13 protein-coding genes are annotated in these 19135 nt (G+C 70.6%); 10 read left to right on the plus strand and 3 right to left on the minus strand.

Annotated features, from left to right (window positions below; translation table 11 throughout):
- The first annotated feature begins 42 nt into the window (after positions 1 to 42).
- The 7 genes from ACI3KX_RS03985 to ACI3KX_RS04015 all read left to right on the plus strand — a co-directional run bounded on the left by ACI3KX_RS03985 (position 43) and on the right by ACI3KX_RS04015 (position 8397).
- Positions 43 to 948 carry a sugar ABC transporter permease gene (locus ACI3KX_RS03985; RefSeq protein WP_363357167.1) on the plus strand — a complete coding sequence of 302 codons (906 nt, stop codon included), beginning with the start codon at positions 43 to 45 and terminating at the stop codon, positions 946 to 948.
- The gene (locus tag ACI3KX_RS03990; protein ID WP_349427262.1) at positions 938 to 1876 is read left to right on the plus strand and encodes a carbohydrate ABC transporter permease; all 939 of its coding nucleotides are present in this window, start codon (positions 938 to 940) and stop codon (positions 1874 to 1876) included. Before ACI3KX_RS03985 ends, ACI3KX_RS03990 begins: the two co-directional genes overlap by 11 nt.
- On the plus strand, positions 1873 to 2853 hold the full coding sequence (locus tag ACI3KX_RS03995) for an ROK family protein (protein ID WP_404907858.1): 981 nt from the start codon (positions 1873 to 1875) through the stop codon (positions 2851 to 2853). The genes ACI3KX_RS03990 and ACI3KX_RS03995 overlap by 4 nt, the downstream gene beginning before the upstream one ends.
- Positions 2837 to 4414 (plus strand): M81 family metallopeptidase, encoded by a 1578-nt coding sequence (locus ACI3KX_RS04000; RefSeq protein WP_404907860.1) that lies wholly within the window; start codon positions 2837 to 2839, stop codon positions 4412 to 4414. The genes ACI3KX_RS03995 and ACI3KX_RS04000 overlap by 17 nt, the downstream gene beginning before the upstream one ends.
- Complete coding sequence (locus ACI3KX_RS04005; protein ID WP_404907862.1) at positions 4411 to 5754, plus strand: alpha-L-fucosidase; 1344 nt, start codon at positions 4411 to 4413, stop codon at positions 5752 to 5754. The genes ACI3KX_RS04000 and ACI3KX_RS04005 overlap by 4 nt, the downstream gene beginning before the upstream one ends.
- Positions 5751 to 6467, plus strand: coding sequence for a copper homeostasis protein CutC (locus tag ACI3KX_RS04010; RefSeq protein ID WP_404907864.1), 717 nt, complete (start codon positions 5751 to 5753; stop codon positions 6465 to 6467). The genes ACI3KX_RS04005 and ACI3KX_RS04010 overlap by 4 nt, the downstream gene beginning before the upstream one ends.
- Before the next feature lie 91 nt (positions 6468 to 6558).
- Positions 6559 to 8397 (plus strand): bifunctional metallophosphatase/5'-nucleotidase, encoded by a 1839-nt coding sequence (locus tag ACI3KX_RS04015; protein WP_404907866.1) that lies wholly within the window; start codon positions 6559 to 6561, stop codon positions 8395 to 8397.
- Positions 8398 to 8472: 75 nt separating this feature from the next.
- Here ACI3KX_RS04015 and ACI3KX_RS04020 read toward each other — a convergent pair whose 3' ends face one another.
- Positions 8473 to 12651, minus strand: coding sequence for a BTAD domain-containing putative transcriptional regulator (locus tag ACI3KX_RS04020; protein ID WP_404907868.1), 4179 nt, complete (start codon positions 12649 to 12651; stop codon positions 8473 to 8475).
- A gap of 238 nt (positions 12652 to 12889) precedes the next feature.
- Here ACI3KX_RS04020 and ACI3KX_RS04025 point away from each other — a divergent pair, with 238 nt between their 5' ends.
- The 3 genes from ACI3KX_RS04025 (at position 12890) to ACI3KX_RS04035 (ending at position 14853) form a co-directional block, all read left to right on the plus strand.
- Positions 12890 to 13096 carry a hypothetical protein gene (locus ACI3KX_RS04025; protein ID WP_404907870.1) on the plus strand — a complete coding sequence of 69 codons (207 nt, stop codon included), beginning with the start codon at positions 12890 to 12892 and terminating at the stop codon, positions 13094 to 13096.
- Positions 13097 to 13176: 80 nt separating this feature from the next.
- Positions 13177 to 13893: a copper homeostasis protein CutC gene (locus tag ACI3KX_RS04030; protein ID WP_404907873.1), complete on the plus strand. Its 717-nt coding sequence runs from the start codon at positions 13177 to 13179 to the stop codon at positions 13891 to 13893.
- Positions 13894 to 13998: 105 nt separating this feature from the next.
- Entirely contained in the window at positions 13999 to 14853 is an 855-nt protein-coding gene (locus ACI3KX_RS04035) for a peptidoglycan-binding protein (RefSeq protein ID WP_404907875.1), read from the plus strand.
- A gap of 14 nt (positions 14854 to 14867) precedes the next feature.
- Here ACI3KX_RS04035 and ACI3KX_RS04040 read toward each other — a convergent pair whose 3' ends face one another.
- Both ACI3KX_RS04040 and ACI3KX_RS04045 read right to left on the minus strand, forming a co-directional pair.
- Positions 14868 to 16721: a WD40 repeat domain-containing protein gene (locus tag ACI3KX_RS04040; RefSeq protein WP_404907878.1), complete on the minus strand. Its 1854-nt coding sequence runs from the start codon at positions 16719 to 16721 to the stop codon at positions 14868 to 14870.
- Positions 16703 to 19054 (minus strand): BTAD domain-containing putative transcriptional regulator, encoded by a 2352-nt coding sequence (locus ACI3KX_RS04045; RefSeq protein WP_404907880.1) that lies wholly within the window; start codon positions 19052 to 19054, stop codon positions 16703 to 16705. The genes ACI3KX_RS04040 and ACI3KX_RS04045 overlap by 19 nt, the downstream gene beginning before the upstream one ends.
- Positions 19055 to 19135: the final 81 nt, after the last annotated feature.

Genomic DNA, 19135 nt, shown 5'->3' on the forward strand with positions numbered 1-19135 from the left:
ACCCGTTTCCGCATCTTCGCACCTGAGCAGGAAAGCAGATTGATGACGATCACGACGAAACGTCGGGGATCGCTCGCCAGGGCCGAGGCCCGCCAGGCGCTGGGCTTCGCAAGCCCGGCCCTGGTGGGGCTCGCCCTGTTCACGATCGTGCCCGTGGGGCTGTCGATCGTGATGAGCGTCTACGACTGGCCGACGTTCGGCGACCGCACCTTCAACGGCGTCGACAACTACGCCACGCTCTTCACATCGAGCCCGGACTTCTGGCCGGCACTGCGGAACTCCGCCGTGTACACGCTGCTGTACGTGCCGCTCAGCATCGCGCTCTCGCTCGTCCTCGCGATCGGGCTCGGTCCGCGGATCCGCGGCCGCGGCGCCCTGCGCGTGCTCTTCTTCATCCCGGTCGTGGTCCCGATGGTCGCGAACGTCCTGGTGTGGAAGATGATGCTGCAGCCGCAGGGCCTCTTCAACGGGCTCGCGCAGAGCTGGTTCGGCGTGACCCTTCCGAACTTCCTCGCCGACCCGTCCTGGGCGATGATCATGGTCGTCGCGATGAGCGTCTGGCAGGGCCTCGGCTACAACATGCTGATCTTCTCGGCCGCTCTCGAGCAGCTGCCCGAGAGCGTCCTGGAGGCGGCGAGCATCGACGGCGCCCGCGGCTTCCGCCTGATCTGGAGCGTCATGATCCCCATGATCTCGCCGTCGATCTTCTTCGCGACGATCATGACCATGATCACCGCGCTGCAGGTCTTCGCCCAGCCGCAGCTGCTCACCGGCGGCGGACCCGGCAACGCCACCAAGCCGCTCGTGATGTTCATCTGGGAGCAGGGCTTCACCTTCGGCGACCTGGGACTCGCGGCAGCGGCCGCATGGATCCTCTTCGCGATCATCATCGTCATCACCGGCGTGCAGTTCGCCGCGCAGCGCAAGTGGGTGCACTATGAGCACTGATACCGGCATCGACGACGCCGTCGAGCAGACGCTCCTGATGACCTCGGAGGACGAGTTCGTCCCCGAGGAGACCGGGCGTCGCGCCAAGGCCCCGAGAACACGCGGCGAGACGATCCGGCTGATCATCGCGCACGTGTGCGTCTACCTCGCCGCGCTCGTGTTCATCGCGCCGCTGATCTACGCGTTCTTCTCGGCGCTCAAGCCCAACGAGGAGATGTTCTCGATGCCGCCGACGCTGGTCGGCTCGCAACTGAAGTGGGGCAACTTCGCCGAGGTCTTCGAGTACGGCCCCTTCTGGACCTACATCGGCAACTCGCTCTTCGTGGCGGTCGCGGGCACGGTGGTCGTCCTGATCGTGTCCACGACGGCGGGTTACGCGTTCGGTCGGCTGCGCTGGAAGGGCCGCGACGCCGTCTTCGTCCTGTTCCTGGCGACCCTGATGGTGCCGGCCGAGGTGCTGGTCATCCCGATGTTCCAGGTCATGCAGTGGTTCGGCTGGGTGAACACCTACCAGGCGCTCATCCTCCCGTTCGCCTTCACCGCGTTCGGCACCTTCCTGATGCGGCAGTTCTTCCGCGGCATCCCGTTCGAACTCGACGAAGCCGCACGAGTGGACGGATCCGGCCCGGTCCGAACGTTCCTGCAGATCATCCTGCCGCTGTCGAAGTCGGCGGTGGCCGTGCTCGCGGTCTTCACGTTCCTGTCGTTCTGGAACAGCTACCTGTGGCCGCTCATCGTGACGGTCGACTATGCACAGCTCGGAACGCTCCCCGTCGGACTGGCGAGCTTCTCGGGGCTCACCGGCACGCGCTGGGACCTCCAGATGGCGGCCGCCATCATCTCGATGATCCCCACCACGATCCTGGTGATCGTTCTTCAGAAGCACCTGGTGAAGGGCATCGCGATGGCCGGGCTGGGCGGCCGATGAGCGGGTCCGCAGCGTCCTCCGCTGTCGTCGCCGGCGTCGACATCGGAGGGACGAAGACCTCCGGCGCGCTCGTCGCCGCCGACGGCGCCGTGCTCGCCCGAGCGATGCGCGATACCCCGGCACGCACCGGGGGCGCTGCCATGGCCGAGACGGCGGCGCTCCTGGTGGAGGAGCTCGCCGACAGCGCGGGCGTGCGTCCGCACGCGGTGGGCGTGGGCGCCGCGGGGGTCGTCGAGCCCCGCACGGGCAGCATCCGCGCCGCGTCGGACATGTTCGTCGACTGGGCGGGCTTTCCGCTGGGCGCCCGGCTCCGCGAACGGCTGGCACTCGAGGTGCGCGTCGAGAACGACGTCAACGCGTTCCTGCTCGGCGAGACCGCGTGGGGTTCCGGACGCGGAAGCGACGTCCTCGGCGTGATGCTGGGCACCGGCGTCGGCGGCGCGCTCGTGCTCGACGGCAGACTGCGTCACGGGCCGCACGGGGCCGCCGGCGAGATCGGCCACACGCCCGGATACAGCGAACTGATCTGCACGTGCGGCCGCACCGGGCACCTCGAGACGCTCGCGTCGGGCACCTCGATCGCGCGACGCTACGCGTCGGCGACGGACCGGCCGGTCGACTCCGCGCGAGTGGTCGCCGAGCGTGCGCGGGCCGGGGATCCTGCCGCTGTGCGCATGTTCGACGAGGCCGGTCGCGCCGTCGCCCTGGCGTGCATCTCGGCCGCGACCCTCGTCGATGTGCCTCTCGCGGTGGTCGGCGGCGGCGTCGCCGCCGCGTGGGATCTGCTGGCGCCCGCCGTCGCCGCCACGCTCGCGTCCGATCCGCCCGTCTCGGGCGTCCCGCTGCGCATCGTGCCCGGCACACTGCGCGGGGATGCGGTGGTGCTCGGCGCTGCGGCGCTGGTCTCGGCATCCGACCATTCCTTCCCCTCCACCCCGTTCGCAGAAGGTGAGCTCGTCCGTGACGTCGCGTCCTGACCCCGACAAGATCTGGAAGGGGCCGCTCGGCACCCTCCACCCATCCGGCCTCGCCCGGCCGCGGATCGGCATCGGCGGCATCTCGATCGAATCCAGCACGTTCTCACCGCACATCTCCGGCGATGAGGCATTCACGATCCGCACCGGTGACGAGCTCCTCGCGTACTACCCGTTCCTCGCGGACGGTGAGGAGCTGCGGGATGCCGCGGAGTGGGTGCCGCTGACCCATGGGCGGTCCCTCCCGGGCGGCGCCGTCGATCCGCACACATATGCGCGCATGAAGCGGGCCATCGTGGACGGCATCAGCGCCGAGGGTCCGTTCGATGCCTTCTTCTTCGACATCCACGGCGCGATGAGCGTCGTGGGGATGGACGATGCCGAGGGCGACCTCGCGACCGCCGTGCGCGACGCGCTCGGACCCGCCACCCTCGTCTCGGCATCGATGGACCTCCACGGCAACGTGTCGGACGCCCTGTTCGACGCCGTCGACCTCATCACCTGCTATCGGATGGCTCCGCACGAGGACTGGATGAACACCAAGCAGCGCGCGGTGCACAATCTGCTCGAGCGCCTGCGCGGAGCCGGGGGAGCGGATGCCGAGACGCGGCGCCCGTACAAGGCCTGGGTGCGGGTGCCGGTGCTGCTGCCCGGCGAGAAGACGAGCACGAGGCTCGAACCGGCGAAAGGGCTGTACGGCACGATCCCCGATGTCGAGGAGCTCAGCGGCGTCGTCGACGCCGCCGTGTGGGTCGGCTACGCGTGGGCGGACGAGCCGCGCTGCCACGCGACGGTCATCGTGACGGGCGACGACCGCGACGTGATCGCGCGGGAGGCCGAACGCCTCGCGCGCCGGTACTGGGACGCCCGGTCGGACTTCGCGTTCGTCGGCCCGACGGCGACGCTCGACGATGCGCTCGACATCGCGCTGGCGGCCGGTGCGCCCCGGCCGTACGTCATCTCGGACTCGGGCGACAACCCCACGGCGGGCGGTGCCGGTGACGCGTCGTGGACCTTGGGACGCCTGTTGGCGCGGGCGGACCTCGCGGACCGCTCACGCGTCGTCCTGGCGGCATCCGTCTTCGATCCGGATGCCGTGCGCGTCGCACGTGCCGCCGGCGTCGGCGCCACGGTCGCCCTGCGGGTGGGCGGACGCGTGGATGCCGGGCCCAGCGGTCCCGTCGAGATGACCGGCGAGGTCTTCTCCGTCACCGACGGCGACCCCGTAGCAGGAACGCAGATCGTCGTGCGCAGCGGCGCCGTGCACGCCATCGTGACCGAACGCCGGAAGCCCTTCCATCACCTCGACGACTTCCGGATGCTGGGCCTCGACCCCGAGCGCGCCGACATCGTGATCGTCAAGATCGGCTATCTCGAGCCGGAGCTGTACGACCTCGCCGAGGGGTGGACGCTCGCCCTCACGCCCGGCGGGGTCGACCAGGACCTGCTGCGCCTCGGCCATTCGCGACTGCGTCCGGGCACCTTCCCCTTCGTCACGAGCGATCAAGAACCCGATCTCCGCGCCCTGGTCGCACGGCGCCGCGGTACGGAGGCCCGAGCATGAACTTCGAGACCCGCACCGGGCCCGACCTCGGCGATGCGACGCCGGAGTATCCGGACGCGACGGTTCCGGAGTGGTACCGCGACGCCAAGCTCGGCTTCTTCGTGCACTGGGGCCTGTACTCGGTGCCCGCGTGGGCGCCGGCGCATCCGCCCGGCGGCGTCCCCGTCGAGGACGCGTACGCCCACCACCAGTACGCCGAGTGGTACGCCAACACCGTCCGCATCGCCGGCAGCCCGACGTGGCGGCGCCATCAGGAGCTCTACGGCACCGGCACGAGCTACGAGGACCTGGCCGACCAGTGGGATGCCGGGCGCTTCCACGCCGACGACTTCGTCGGCGCGCTCACCGACGCGGGAGCGCGCTATGTCGTCCCCACGACGAAGCACCATGACGGCTTTTGCCTGTGGAACACCGACACGACGACGTTCAACGCCGTCCGGCGCGGTCCGCGTCGTGACCTGATCGCCGAGCTGCACGACGCCACCCGCCGCGCGGGTGCACGGTTCGGCGTGTACTTCTCGGGCGCGCTCGACTGGCACGTCAGCGACTTCCCGCCGATCGAGTCCGACACGGATCTGTTCCGGTTCCGTCGCGCCGACGAGTGGTTCTCGCGGTACGCGGCGGCACAGCTCGATGAGCTCGTCGAGCGATTCCGCCCCGATGTGCTGTGGAACGACATCGAGTGGCCGGACGGTGGCAAGGGCTCCGAGGACTACGCTGTCGCCGCCCTCCTGCGCCGCTATCTCGCCGCGGTCCCCGAGGGCGCCGTCAACGATCGCTGGGGTGTGCCGCGCCACGGATTCCTGACCCGCGAGTACACCCACGTCGCCGACATCGTCCCGCAGCCGTGGGAGTCCACGCGAGGGCTGGGGTACTCCTTCGGCTACAACCAGGCGGAGGATGCCGGCCATTCGCTGTCCGGCACGGAGCTCATCCGCCTCCTCGCCGACGTCGTGAGCAAGAACGGCAATCTGCTGATCAACGTCGGCCCGCGTGCCGACGGGTCGATCCCCGAGCTGCAGGCGCAGGCGATGCGAGAGCTCGGCGCGTGGCTGCGCCGCGACGGCGCGGCGGTCTACGGCACGCGTCCGTGGGTGCGCGCCTTCGAGGAGACCGGTGCGCCGCGCGCCTACACGGCGGTCGACGGCGCAGTGAACGTCATCGCGCTGGATCCCGCCGCGGGGGTGCTCGAGCTCCCCGTCGAACTGGAAGCCGGGCGCGCCCGGTGGCTGGGCGGGCCCGAGGCGGCGATCGGTCGTGCCCCGGGCGGCGCGGCGCGAGTTGTCGTTCCGGACGCGCTCCGAGGCGATGCCGCAGCCGCCCTCCAGGTGGTGCCGTGACCACTGTCGTCGAGATCGCCGTACAGGATGCCGCAGGAGCGCGCGCGGCGATGTCGGCGGGCGCCGACCGGCTGGAGCTCTGCCAGGCGCTCGAGACGGGCGGACTCACACCCTCGATCGCCACGATCGAGGCGGTGTGCGACGCCGTCGGCGCTGAGAAGGTCAACGTGCTCGTCCGTCCCCGCGGCGGTGGCTTCGTGTACGACGCCGACGAGATCGCTCTCGTGGCCGCCGACATCCGTGCCTGCGTCGATCGCGGTGTCGCCGGCGTGGTCGTCGGTGCGCTCGACGCGCACGGCCGCGCCGATCGCGCGGCGCTGCGGCGATGGCGGGACGCCGCAGGTCCCGCGACGTTCGTGTTCCATCGCGCGATCGACGCCTCACCGCGCAGCGCCGAGGTCTTCGAGGCGCTGCTCGCCGAGGGCGTGGACCGCGTGCTGACCTCCGGGGGCGCGGTGCGCAGCATCGACGGAGTCGATCGCCTGGCGGCTTACGCGAGCCTCGCCGGGACGGCGCTCGACGTCACCGCGGGTGGGGGAGTGGCTCCCGAGGACATTCCCCACATCGTGTATGCGGGAGTGCAGGCGGTCCACCTCTCGGCCCGCCGCAGGACGGGGCTGGACGCTGCGTCGGGTCCCGGTGGAGGAGTCGACGGCCACGACGTCACCGACGCCGGCATCGTGGCCGCCGCCGTGGCTGCTGCCCGTTCCTGACGCGCGAGCCCGCTTGCTGAGAGTTTCCTCATCAGCCGGTCCTTGTCGCCGGGCACGCGCGCGTGGTGTGATCCTCGCCATGGGAGAACACATGCCTGATCACGAATCCGACCACGACGTCGACCCTCAGGCGGACACCCCGCCTCGGTCGGGTCTCAGTCGCCGCAACTTCCTCGTCGGCGTCTCGGCGGCCAGCGTCCTCGCCGCGGCGGGCTGGGCGCAGACGCCGAAGGCGGTGGCGGCTGAGGGCGGTCGCAGGTCGGTCACGATCACGATCATGGGCACCTCCGACATCCATGCCAATGCGCTCAACTGGGACTACTACAAGGACGCCGCCTACAGCGACAGCGCGGGCAACACCATCGGCCTGGCCCGCGTCTCGAGCCTCGTGAACCAGATCCGCGCGGACCGCGGCCGTGAACGCACGCTGCTCTTCGACGCCGGCGACACCATCCAGGGCTCCCCGCTCGGCTTCTACTACGCGACCGTCGACCCGGTGAACGCATCCGGCGCCGTGCACCCGATCGCAGCAGGGTTCAACGCGATCGGCTACGACGCCGTGGCGCTCGGCAACCACGAGTTCAACTACGGGCTCGACTTCCTCGACGACTGGATCTCGCAGCTGGATGCCCCCGCCCTGGCCGCCAACGCCGTGCACGCGGGCACCACCGAGCCTGCGTTCCGGCCCTACATCGTCAAGAAGATGCGCGTGCCCGGATACAAGCCGATCCGCGTCGGAGTGCTCGGGCTCACGAATCCGGGCGTCGTGATCTGGGACAAGGGCAATGTGAGCGGTCGCCTCGACGTTCTGGACGTCGTGGAGACGGCTGCCCGCTGGGTACCTGTCATGCGCGCCGAGGGGGTCGATGTCGTCGTGGTGAGCGTGCACGCCGGCGACAGCGGCCTGTCCTCGTACGGTTCCGACCTGCCGGTGGAGAACGCCGCCCGGATGCTGGCGGAGGAGGTGCCGGGCATCGACGCGATCCTGTTCGGGCATGCACACCTCGACAAGCCGGAAGTGCGGGTGATCAACAAGGTCACAGGCAAAGAGGTCGTGATGAGCGAACCGAAGAACTGGGGTCAGCGCCTCAGCGTCTTCGACCTCGAGCTCACCATGGAGCGGGGTCAGTGGGTCGTGGCCGCGGCGAAGTCGCTCACGGTGAACACCAACACGGTCGCCGACGACCCGGCGCTGGTGCAGGTCGTGAAGGCTCAGCACGACGCGGTCGTGGCGTACGTGAACACCCCGGTGGCGACCTCGACCGAGACGCTGTCGGCCGCCGAGTCCTGCTGGAAGGACACCGCGATCCTCGACTACGTCAACCACGTGCAGATCGATACGGTATCGAAGGCGATCGCGGGTACGGCCGAGGCATCCCTTCCGGTCATCTCTCTCGCGGCACCGTTCAACCGTGCGGCGACGTTCCCGGCGGGCCAGGTGACGATCAAAGACGTCGCCGGCCTCTATATCTACGACAACACGCTGCTGGGCTCGGTGCTGACAGGAGCACAGATCAAGGACTACCTCGAGTACTCCGCCAAGTACTTCCTGACGGTGGCTCCCGACGCAGCGGTGGCCCCCGCTACATGGACGAACGCCCTCGGGACACAGGACTACAACTTCGACCAGTTCTCGGGCGTGACCTACGACATCGACATCTCGCAGGCGCAGGGCTCGCGCATCGCGAACCTCGCGTGGGAGGGAGTGCCTGTCGCCGCCGACCAGCGCTTCGTGGTGGCGGTCAACAACTACCGGCAGTCCGGCGGTGGCGGGTTCCCGCACATCGCGGCGGCCCCGGTCGTCTACAACGCCCAGGTCGCCATTCGCGAGGCGATCGTCGCATACGCGTCCGCGACGGGCGTGATCGATCCCGCCGACTTCCACGTGGTGAACTGGAAGCTGGTGCGCGCCGGCATCCCCGTGTTCTGATCCCGGCGGCGAAGGTCCGGCTCCCTCGGGCGGGAGCCGGGGCTTCGCGGGCTCCGGGGACCTCGCGGAGCTAAGTCAGGACGTGAGAGCGGCGCACGTGTCGACTCGCTCTTCATCTGGGAAGTAGGTCGACCATTCCTCCTCCGACAGCTCGCGGCCTGCCAACGCGCACGCGTCCAGCGCCTGCTCGACGGGACGCAGATCCCAGATGCGGATGCCGTCGGGAAGCGCCTCGAGCAGCGTCTCGCCGTCGGCCGTGAGGTAGCCGCCTCGGAGGCGCACGCCTGGCGCATCGCTGTCGAGCGGAGCGGCGAGGGCCACATCCGCCCTGAGGTCGTAGAGCGTGAGCGCATTGTTGAACCCCACACTCAGCAGAGTTCGACCGTCGCTGCTCGCCGATATCAGCTGACTGCCGCCGATCGCCCGGGCCAGCGACGAGATCGGCTCGAGAGTGCGGATGTCGTAGCGGCGCGCATTCTCGGCCTCGATGCCGATCACCTGATCGCTGTCGAGGGCGTGACTCTGCTCGAGGCCGTGGAGCCCGCGAACGAGGAGATCGCCGGTCGAGATGTCGAAGACCGCGGTCTCCGTCGAGCCGATCGATTCCTCCCACCATGTGATGACCGCGCGCTGCTGGTCGGGTGTCTCACTTGCCGAGAGCACATCGACGAACTGCACACCGGGCAGATTCATCGCGGGTCCGAGGGGCGCGCCGGTCGACGGGTCGAAGGCGACGACGGCGTCCGCCCACCACGCGAAGGCGAGGTGAGCCCACCCGCCGGGGACGAGGTGGAAGGATTCCGGCAGGTCGGGGACGGTCAGCGGGATCTCCTCGCCCGCGAGGCGTTGCAAGGACGGTCGGCCGGTGCCGTCGGAGCGGGCCACGACGCCGGAGCCGAGCGGAACGATCAGGTCCGCCTCCTCACCCACCGGTGCATCGCGCTTGAGGTCCCAGAGCTGCATACGACCTCCGCCGACAGGTTGGGTGACCACGACTGATCCCCCGGCCTCCGGGCCGTCGACGAGTTCACGCCCCTTCGCAACGACATCCGCGCCGGCACCCCCGCCGTCGACTCGCCACCGCATCCACATCGAGAAGGTGTCAACAGTGACGAGTAGAGACTCGTCGTCGATCGTCTCGAACTCGGGCGAGAGATTGAGCTGGAGCGCGGTCTGTTCACGCCGCGTCTCTCCGGTCTCCAGATCAATCAGCGCTGCTCCTGCGAACGACCCGCAGGCCACACTCGACTGCGCGACGAGGTGCAGGGTGTTGCAGTTCCGTGTGGGGTCCGCCGTTCGTCGCCACAGCGTCTCGCCCGTAGCGAGAGAAACACGGACGGTGCCGTCCACGCCGGTCGCGACGACACCTCCCTGTCCATCGGAGATGACGGCAGAGCCCGCCATGTCGCCGTCGAGCGGGATGGTCCGTGTCACCGTCAGCGTTGCACGATCGTAGATCAGGATCTCGTCGCCTGCGGCGACGGCTACAGATCGCTCGTCGACGATGGTCAGCCCGAGGTCGCGATCCTCGGGTGTGGGCTGCTCGTCGAGGGCGGCCGGGTTCGACGCGTGGATCTCTCCTGTCACCGAATCGATGGCGATGAGGTCGCCGATGAGGGGATGCGCGAAGTACAGGATGCGTCCGGTCTCATCGAAGACCGGTCGGCTGGACAGCTGGGCCTGGACCATCACGGTAGCCCGCGACAGCCGACCCGTGCGAAGGTCGACGAACGCGACGTGGCTCCAGCAGCATCCGGTGTGGTCCGAGGGACCCGGGTACGCCGGCGACTGGATCGCGACGGTCGAGCCGTCGGGGCTCACCACGACGGTTCGTGTGGCGAACGGCACTGCCGCCGGAAGGTCGAGTTCGACCGGGTCGCGGACCTCGCCGGTGTCGAGGTCGATGACGTGCATCGTCGCCTGGTCCGACCCTTCCGCCTCGGACGAGACGCGCACCGCCGTCGCAGAACCGGGGATCACGTCCATCGCGGGCTGGTACGTGGCCTCCGCCAAATGGGTGTCGACAAGGCCGCCGGTGCTCATCATGACTCCCCGGAGCGCAGAGCGCACGCGAGGGTCTTCCGGCCATCGGCGGAACGCCTCGGCGGCGAGCAGCGCGGCCGTCTCCCGGTCGTTCGCGCGCACGGAGAGCGATGTCGCCACGAGGGCCTCGACGCGTGCGTTCTCCGCCGCAGCCGCCGCTTCCGCGCCCCGAACCGCGGCGAGCCCGCCGCCGAGGAGCGCAGCGACCAGCAGGACACACGCACCTCCGATCGTCCACCGCAGTCCACGGATGTTGCGTCTGTCGCGCGCGGCGCGGTCCGCGAGTTCGCGCACCTCGTCCCGTTCCCGATCGGAGGACGTGTCGAGGAACTCCTGCTCTACCGCGGTGAGGTCAGGCTCGGAGTCCGCCCGCCAGTCCAGCGCCCCCTGCAGCCGAGCCCCACGCATGAGGTCCTCGCTGCGCCGGCCGGATCCGTGCCACAGCTCGGCGGCGGTGGCGACCGTGCCCACGAGACGTGCACCTTCGGCATCATTCTCGAGCCAGCCGTCGAGCCGCGGCCACGCTGTGGCGATCGCCTCGTGGGCCACCGTGATGTCGTCGGCGTCGGTGGTCAGCAGTCGAACCGCCACGAGTCGATCGATCACTCTGCGGCGTGCCGGGTCGGCTGCGAGAGGTGCGAGCGAGGCGGTGCGGCGCACGGAGACGCCGTCCGCACCTCGGTGCACCAGGCGCAGCATGAGCGAGCGGCACGCGGAGGCGTCGTGCGCGTCGAGGGAGCGGTACAGGGACTCGGCCGACTGGGCGATAGCTCCCGCGATGCCGCCGGACGCCTCGTACCCGGCGACCGTCAGGGTTGCCCCCTCGCGGCGGACCCATGTCTCGACCAGCGCGTGCGAGACGTGGGGGAGCGTCGTGCGGCGATCTCCGGCATCCCGCTCGATCACCTCGACCAGCCCGGGCTCGAGCCGCAGGCCGGCACCGACAGCCGGGCACTCGATCGCCCGGCGGAGACCATCGGCAGTGAGCGGGCCGATCGCCAGCACCCCACGGCCGATCGCCGTGCCGACGTACGGCAGGCCCGTCGCACGATCGAGGAATTCGCTGCGCAAGGTCATCAGCACCGCCGAACCGGCAGCGAGCACGTCCGCGACGATCGCGCAGAGTTCGTCTCGCTCCCGCTCGGCGAGCTGGAACACCGCTTCGGCCTGATCGATGACCACGATGTCGGCCGCGCCCCGCTGCTCGATCCGGGCTCGCAGGTCGAGCGCCGCGTCGCGCCCCGCTGTCAGCACGACGACCGTGCGTCCGCTCGTGAGACGCGGGAGCACTCCGGCGAGCACGAGGGAAGACTTCCCGGACCCCGACGCGCCGACCACCGCCGTGAGGGACCCGGGGCGCACCCGCTCCTGGATGTCGTCCACGTCGTCGTCGCGGCCGAAGAACGCGTCAACGTCAGCGGGCGAGTAGGGGGCCAGGCCGCGGTACGGACACGCGTCGCTCACCCGGTGCAGTGTCCTGACGAGGGTAAGTGCCGGGTCCTGTCTGAGCATCGACGCTTCCAGCTCGCGAAGGCGAGCGCCGATGTCGATGCCGAGTTCGTCGACGAGCCGCGCCCGTGCGGCGCGAACGGTGGCGAGCGCCTCGGCCTGCCTGCCCGCCCGATAGTTGGCGATCGCGAGGACCGCCCAGCGCTCTTCGCGCAACGGCGCCGCTCGCACGAGCCGCTCCGCGTCCGCGATCACGGCTCGGTGCTCGCCCTCAGCCAGTCGCGACTCGAGGAGTTCCTCCTCAGCGCTGTCGCGGATCGCGGCGAGTCGCTCGGCCTCGACCGCCGCGGGTTCCCAGTCCACGAGTTCGACGTAGGCGACTCCGCGCCACAGCGCCAGCCCGCGTCGGTACATCTCGACAGCGCGGTCGTTCTCGTCGTGCAGGGCGTGCTGCCGAGCGGAGGAGACGAGGCGCTCGAATTCGAACGCGTCGACGGTCGCGGGATCGATCCCGAGCGCGTACGCCGAGCCTCGGGTCAGAACGGCGGTGGTGCCGAGACCCGCGCGGATGCGCGCCACCGAAGTCTTGACCTGCTGAGGCCACGTGCGAGGCGGATCATCACCCCAGCAGGCCTCCGCGAGCTCGCCCGGCGCAACTGTCCGTCCCACGCGCACGATCAGTGCGGCGAGCACGGCCCGCTCCCGCGGGCTCAGGGCGTGCTCTGTCCCCGTTTCGAGCGGCCCCAGGACCCTGATGGCCATGAATGCAGTGTGGGACGCCCACCACGCCGCGTCAATGACGCGCATGGCCGGCGAGTACCGGATGAGTACCGGTCGACGGCGCGGCGAGTACCACCGGGCGCGAGGGTGGCATCACCGGACGCGGAAGCTGCGTCCGAACAGGGAAGGAGCGGGGGAGCCCAGGTATCACCGCAAGCGAGACCTCACTCAGAACATCACAGCATCGCCGAAGCAGGCGATCAACACGAAAGGAACGGCCATGGACGGGAACACCCTGACATTCACGGCCGACCGGCTCGATCGCGAGCGGGCGGCCAGCCTGAATCGCGAGAACGAGATTCTGCGCAGCATCGCCGATCGCGGCGTCACGATCACGCCCGCGAGCCCGACCGTGCATGCCGTCGCCGGGGTCGGCGTGTGGTTCCGCAACCTCTTCACGAGGCCGCGTCGGCTGCGGTTCTCCTGAATCCGTAGAGACCCGCCGCCCCGAGCGCGGCGGGTCTCACCCTGTCTGCAGCCGCGCGAACGCCCGGCTAGGCTCGCGGCATGTCAGCACGTCGTCCTGTCGAGATCGCTGTCCAAGACCCGGAGGGCGCCCGCGCCGCCATCGGGGCGGGGGCCACAAGGCTCGAACTGTGCCAGGCGCTGGACGTCGGCGGGCTCACGCCGTCGCTCGCGGTCCTCGAGGGTGTGCTGGCCGCCGTCGACCCCTCGACGGTGAACGTTCTGGTGCGCCCGCGCGGCGGCGGGTTCGTGTACAGCGCCGAGGAGGTCGCGCTGGTGTCGGCCGACATCCGTGCCTGCATCGAGCGGGGTGCCGGCGGAGTGGTCGTCGGCGCGCTGACGCCGGCGGGCCGCCTCGATGTCGACACCGTGCGGAGATGGCGGGATGCCGCGGGGCCCGCGACGCTGGTGTTCCATCGGGCGGTCGATGCCTCGGCCGACCCCGCCGCCGTCTTCGACGCCCTCGTCGCGGAAGGCGTCGACCGCGTGCTGACCTCGGGTGGCGCGACCCGGTCGATCGACGGCATCGACGCGCTGGCCGCCTTCTCGGCGCGATCCGGCGGCGCCGAGGTGATGGCGGGCGGCGGAGTGCGGCCGGCCGACATCCCCGCTCTCTTCGCCGCAGGCGTGGACGCCGTGCATCTGTCCGCCCGCTCGCGGGCAGGCCGCGACGCGCCGTCCGGACCCGGCGGCGGCGCGGCCGGACACGATGTGACAGACGCCGGCATCGTCGCGGAGGCCGTCGCCGCCGCGGGCTGAGGTGCGGTCGCGTCGTTTCGGGACGGACGTATCACGGCGCACCGTCGACACCTCGGAAGCGAGTGGGGCCAGCCCCCGCATCGGACACCGATCAGAGGAGCCGTCATGAACGTCGAACCGTGGAGCACCGTCGGACCGGGATCGTCCGCCGCGATCGTTCCGGGCATCCAGTACCTGCTGCGCGCACACGGCCACGCCGTGGCCGTGGACGGAGCGTACGGGCCCGCGACCGCAGAGGCGGTCGGCGCATTCCAGACCGCGCAGGGTGTGCCGTCGGACGGCATCGTCGGGCCGATCACGTGGCCCCGGCTCGTCGTCGCCGTGCACCAGGGATCGACGGGCGACGCCGTGCGCGCCGTCCAGCAGTTCGGGCTCGCGCGCTCGCCGGGGGAGGACCCGCTCGTCATCGACGGGGACTTCGGCCCGATCACGAGGGAGCGCGTCGAGTTCTTCCAGGAGTCGTGGGGGCTCTCGCTCGACGGCGTGGCCGGCCGCGAGACATGGTCGTTCTTCAGCACGTTCGTGCCGGGGGAGCGCCCGTGGGCGCTCGTGAAGCAGGGATCGTCACAGGCGACGAACTGGCGCGTGCTCGCGGCGCAGCACCTCCTGCGCGCGCACGGCGCGACGATCGCCGCAGACGGCGCGTTCGGCCCATTGAGCGGCCAGGCCGTCCAGGCGTTCCAGCAGACCCTGCGGGCCGTCGAGATCTCGACCACACTCGGCCAGCTCGATTGGCCGAGCCTCATCATCACCGTGAAGCAGGGCGACGGCCCTGCGGGGTCCAAGGGTGAGGCGGTGCGTGCGGTCCAGACGCTGCTGGCCGGCGTGACGGTCGACGGCGACTTCGGCCCGCAGACCGACGCGGCCGTGCGGCAGTTCCAGCAGGTCTTCCTGCCGCCGGCGGACGGCATCGTCGGCCCGGAGACCTGGCACACACTGATGCTGCGCCTGTTCGACTGACGGCGGGCGCCCCGCTAGTCGGGTGTGCAGGTCGGGCGCTGATCCTCGCCCGGGAAATACGTCGCCCACTCGATGGCCGTGAGCTCACGGCCCGCGATGTCGCACGCGGCCCTGGCGTGGAGAGCAGGGTCGAGGTCCCACACGAGGATTCCGTCGGCGGTACCCGTCACGAGGCGGCGGCCGTCGTGCGAGAGCTGGGCTCCCCGGGCGAGCTCGGGCGAAGGCGCATCGATCGTGTCGCCGAGCTTGACCGCGCCGTCCAGTCCGTAGAGCGCCGCCCGGTTGTCCCAGCCGACGACCAGCATCGTGCTGCCGTCGTCGCTGACCTGGATCGCGTTGCCGCTGCTGAAAGGCTTTGGGAACGACACGATGGGCTCCAGCGTGTCGAGGTCGTGGCGGGTCAGCGTGGCGTCACTCACGGTGATGAGATCGCCGGTGCCGGTGATGGCGTTGCCTTCGGTGGCGGGCGCGCCATGCGCGAGCAGCTCACCGGTGCGCGGATCGAGCACTGCCGTATAGGTCTGCTGCGGTCCCGTGTCGTAGTACGTGAGGGCGATTCTCGACCCGTCCGCGCTCTCGCTCACGCGGTTGAGGAACATGCGCCCTTCGATGCCGGGCACTTCGAGCGCATCACCGGCCGCCTCGCCCGTCGCCGGATCGACTGCGAAGAACGTGTTCACCCCCGGCGCGAACGCGAAGGCGTGCGGGCCGGGCCGGCCTGGCACGAGAACGATTTCGTCGCCGAGCGCGTCGACGATCACGGGATCCAGGTGCGCAACGGTGTTCTTCCCGGCGTCGAGGTCGTGGTCGGCGACGATCTCGAGGCCGCTTTCGATCGAGAATCGCTCGAGTTCGTCTGGACCGATCCACGACAGCCACTCCTCGGCACCTCCCCGTGGGACGTCCGCCTCGATGTCCCATCGCTGGAAGCCGGTCCCGTCCGCCGACGTCGTGATGGCGACATCCCCCGTCGCATCGAGCCCACCCGCCAGCAGCCGTCCCCGGGCGACGAGCGCAGCCGCCGGACCCGTCCCGTCCAGGCGGCGGTACAGGGTGGTGGAAGCGATCGGCGCGTGAAGAAGCATCTCCTCTCCTCCGACCCGGGGCAGCGGCAGCACATACTCGTCCATCAGCGTGGCGAACTCCTCGCCGGTCCAGGTGCCCGTTGCAAGATCGAGCGCCGCGACGGTGCCCAGGCGCGAGCAGTAGATCACGCCGGAGGATTCGACCAATGCGAGGTACTGGCACGGCCGCCCTGGCGGGACCACGGCGCGCCATGTCATCTCGCCCCGGGTGACGTCGAAGCGCGCGACGCCGTCCGGTCCAGCTCCTATGACGCCCCCCGCGCGATCGCCGACGAGTCCGGCGGAGGTCAGGTCGCCTTCCGTCGGGATGCGCCGCGTGAGCGCGGCCGACGCATCGTCGTAGACGAGGAGAGCCTCAGGCGAGCCGACGGCCACCGCATCTGGCCCGATGATCGCCACACTGTCGGAGTCGCCGTCGACTCCGGTGTGGTCGGCGAGGGCCTCCGGCGACGAGACCGTCACTTCCCCTGTGGCCACATCGATCGCCTGCAGGTCGTGGGTCACCGGGTTGCCCACGTAGGCGACCGAGCCGTCTTCTGGCAGAGCGATCTGGAAGGTCGTGCGCGCGTTCAGCACCTGACTGCTGTGGAGCGCTTCCCCCGTCCCCAGATCCACGAAGAGGAAGTGGTTGCGACAGCACTCCTCCTCGGCCTCGGCAGCCCACATCGGCGTCTGGATCGCGAGGATCTGGCCGCCGTCGCTCACTGCCACGGCGCGGTCCCATGGGGTCTCCGCAGGGACGAGAGGCACGTCGAGCTCACGGGTCACCTCACCGGTGTCCATGTCGACGATCCCACCGTGGAGCCGTCCTCGTCGTCCCGCACGAGCACGGCCTCTTCGCTTCGCGGGATGGGCGCGAGGGCCACGCGTGCGCCTCCGTAGTCGACTCGACGCACCAGTCCGTCAGCGCCCATCACCAGTCCCAGCAGCGCGCTGCGAGTGCGATCGTCGTCTGGCCACCGCCGGTAGGCCTCGGCGGCCAGCAGGGCCGCGAGGTCCCGGTCGGAGTTGCGCTGCACGAGCGCCGACGCCACGAGCGCCTCGATGCGCGCCGACTCGGAGGCCGCCGCGGCCTCCTGACCGCGGACCACGGCGATCCCACCGGCGACGACGGCGGCGGCCAGGAGGCCGGCCGCAGCCCCGAGGGCCGCTCGGAGCGTGCGGTTGTGGGCACGGTCGCGCGCCGCCTGCATCTCGAGCTGCCGCACCGCGGACTGTTCGCGCTCTTCCGATTCGGCGACGAAGCTCCGCTCGGCCTCGGTGAGATCGCCCTCGAGATGCTCCCGGTCGGCAAGGACGGTGTGCAGCCGCGCTCCCCGGAGGAGGTCCTCGTCGTTGCGTCCGTCGGCACCCCACGCGGCGGCGGCAGCCTCCACCAGGCGCACCACGCGGGCGCGGTCCGCGTCCTCGTCCAGCCAGTCGGCCAGGCGCGGCCACGCGCCGGCGACGGCCTCGTGCGTCACGACTACCGACGTGTCGTCCAGCGTGAGCAGCCTGGCACCCGCGAGTGCCTCGACCACGCGCCGCCGGCCCGGATCCTCGAGGATCGGGGCGAGGGGCACACGTCGGCGCGTGGCCGTGCCGTCCTCTTCGCGCTCGAGCAGGCGCAGCAGCAGAGAACGGCACACGTCCTGCTCGTGCGGGCTGAGGCGCTGGTAGACCGACTCCGCCGACTGGGCGACGGCACCTGCGATGCCGCCCGAGTCCTCATAGCCGGCCACCGTCAGCGTGCCGCCTTCGCCGCGGATCCACGTCTCGCGCAGCGCGTAGGAAAGGAGAGGCAGCGTGCCCGAACGGTCGCCGAGGTCGCGCAGGGCCAGCTCCACGAGGCCAGGCTCCAGCCGCAGTCCGCTCCGGCGGGCGGGCTCCTCGATCGCCTCGCGGCAGCCGGTGACCGAGATGGGGCCGAGAAGGAGGATGCCGCTTGCCAGGGCGTCGCCGGATCCAGGAAGAGCACGAAGCGGGTCGAGCGCGTCCGAACGCGCCGTCATCACCAGCGTCCGTCCCTGGCTCATCGCAGAGACCGCCGCGGTGCCGAACGCGTCCCGGTCTGCGGGCGGCAAAGCCAGGATCTCCTCGGCCTGGTCGACGACGAGGACGTCGGCGCGGGCGGCGGCGCCCTCGAGCAGCGAACCCGCGTCAGGACCGGGGGCCACCATCTCGACGGTTCTTCCGGACTCGCGCAGCCGCGGCACGACTCCTGCGAGCACGAGCGAGGACTTGCCGATGCCGGATGGACCGGCGATGATCACCATGCCTCCCGCCCGGGTGCGCTCCACCGCGGCGTCGATATCGTGCTCGCGGCCGAAGTACAGGTCGGCCTCCTCGGGACCGAAGGCTCGCAGACCCGGATACGGGCACTGCGTGCTCTGCTCGACCGGCGCGTCGGGAACATCGAGCCAGGCATCCTGGCGCAGGATCGCCGTCTCGAGCACCGACAGCCGCGTGCCGGGTTCGATCCCGAGCTCCTCGCTCAGCTGCATTCGGGCCGCGCGGATCGCCGCCAGGGCGTCGCTCTGGCGCCCGCAGCGGTAGTCCGCGAGCGCGAGGATCGCCCAGCGGTCCTCGCGGAGCGGCTCCGCGCGCACCAGTCGTTCGGCGTCGGCGAGGACCGCGCGGTGCTCACCGACGCGGAGTCTCGCGTCGAGCAGCTCCTCCTCGGCGGTCGCCCGGATCTCCAGGAGCCGACGGGACTCCGCATCGCCCGGATGCCAGCCCGCGGCGTCCTGCAGCGGCGTCCCGCGCCAGAGCCCGAGCGCGCGGCGGTAGGCATCGATCGCCCGCTTATCGTCGCCCTGGTACGCGTGGGCGCGTGCTGCGGTCACCAGCGTCTCGAACCTCACCGCGTCGATCGAGTCGGAGTCCACGTCCAGGCGATAGCTCGAGGCGAGGGTCGCGATCGCGTCCGCTCCGAGCCGGGAGCGGATTCGCGCGATCGAGTTGCGGATCTGCTGCGGCCACGTCGCGGGCAGGTCGTCGCCCCACCACGCTTCGGCCAGTTCCGCGGGCCGGAGGGCCTCGCCGCGGCGCACGATCAGCGCCGTGAGCAGCGCCCGCTCGCGCGGCCCCAGCGTTCCGTCCCCCAGCTCCAGCGGTCCTAAGACCCGGATCCTCACACCTGAAGTCTGAGCGCGGCGTCCGCACCGGTCAAGAGCCGCGCAGAGGACGGATATGCGACGGATATCCGTCGGGGCGGG

This window comes from Microbacterium sp. ZW CA_36 (assembly GCF_044987475.1).
Lineage (GTDB): Bacteria > Actinomycetota > Actinomycetes > Actinomycetales > Microbacteriaceae > Microbacterium.

What these genes read in the sequence shown, in the direction of transcription:
- ACI3KX_RS03985 (WP_363357167.1), top strand. Translation starts at nt 43, where the DNA reads ATGACGATCACGACGAAACGTCGGGGATCGCTCGCCAGGGCCGAGGCC.
- ACI3KX_RS03990 (WP_349427262.1), top strand. Translation starts at nt 938, where the DNA reads ATGAGCACTGATACCGGCATCGACGACGCCGTCGAGCAGACGCTCCTG.
- ACI3KX_RS04025 (WP_404907870.1), top strand. Translation starts at nt 12,890, where the DNA reads ATGGACGGGAACACCCTGACATTCACGGCCGACCGGCTCGATCGCGAG.
- ACI3KX_RS04020 (WP_404907868.1), bottom strand. Translation starts at nt 12,651, where the DNA reads ATGGCCATCAGGGTCCTGGGGCCGCTCGAAACGGGGACAGAGCACGCC.
- ACI3KX_RS04040 (WP_404907878.1), bottom strand. Translation starts at nt 16,721, where the DNA reads ATGGACACCGGTGAGGTGACCCGTGAGCTCGACGTGCCTCTCGTCCCT.
- ACI3KX_RS04005 (WP_404907862.1), top strand. Translation starts at nt 4,411, where the DNA reads ATGAACTTCGAGACCCGCACCGGGCCCGACCTCGGCGATGCGACGCCG.
- ACI3KX_RS04030 (WP_404907873.1), top strand. Translation starts at nt 13,177, where the DNA reads ATGTCAGCACGTCGTCCTGTCGAGATCGCTGTCCAAGACCCGGAGGGC.
- ACI3KX_RS04015 (WP_404907866.1), top strand. Translation starts at nt 6,559, where the DNA reads ATGCCTGATCACGAATCCGACCACGACGTCGACCCTCAGGCGGACACC.
- ACI3KX_RS04035 (WP_404907875.1), top strand. Translation starts at nt 13,999, where the DNA reads ATGAACGTCGAACCGTGGAGCACCGTCGGACCGGGATCGTCCGCCGCG.
- ACI3KX_RS03995 (WP_404907858.1), top strand. Translation starts at nt 1,873, where the DNA reads ATGAGCGGGTCCGCAGCGTCCTCCGCTGTCGTCGCCGGCGTCGACATC.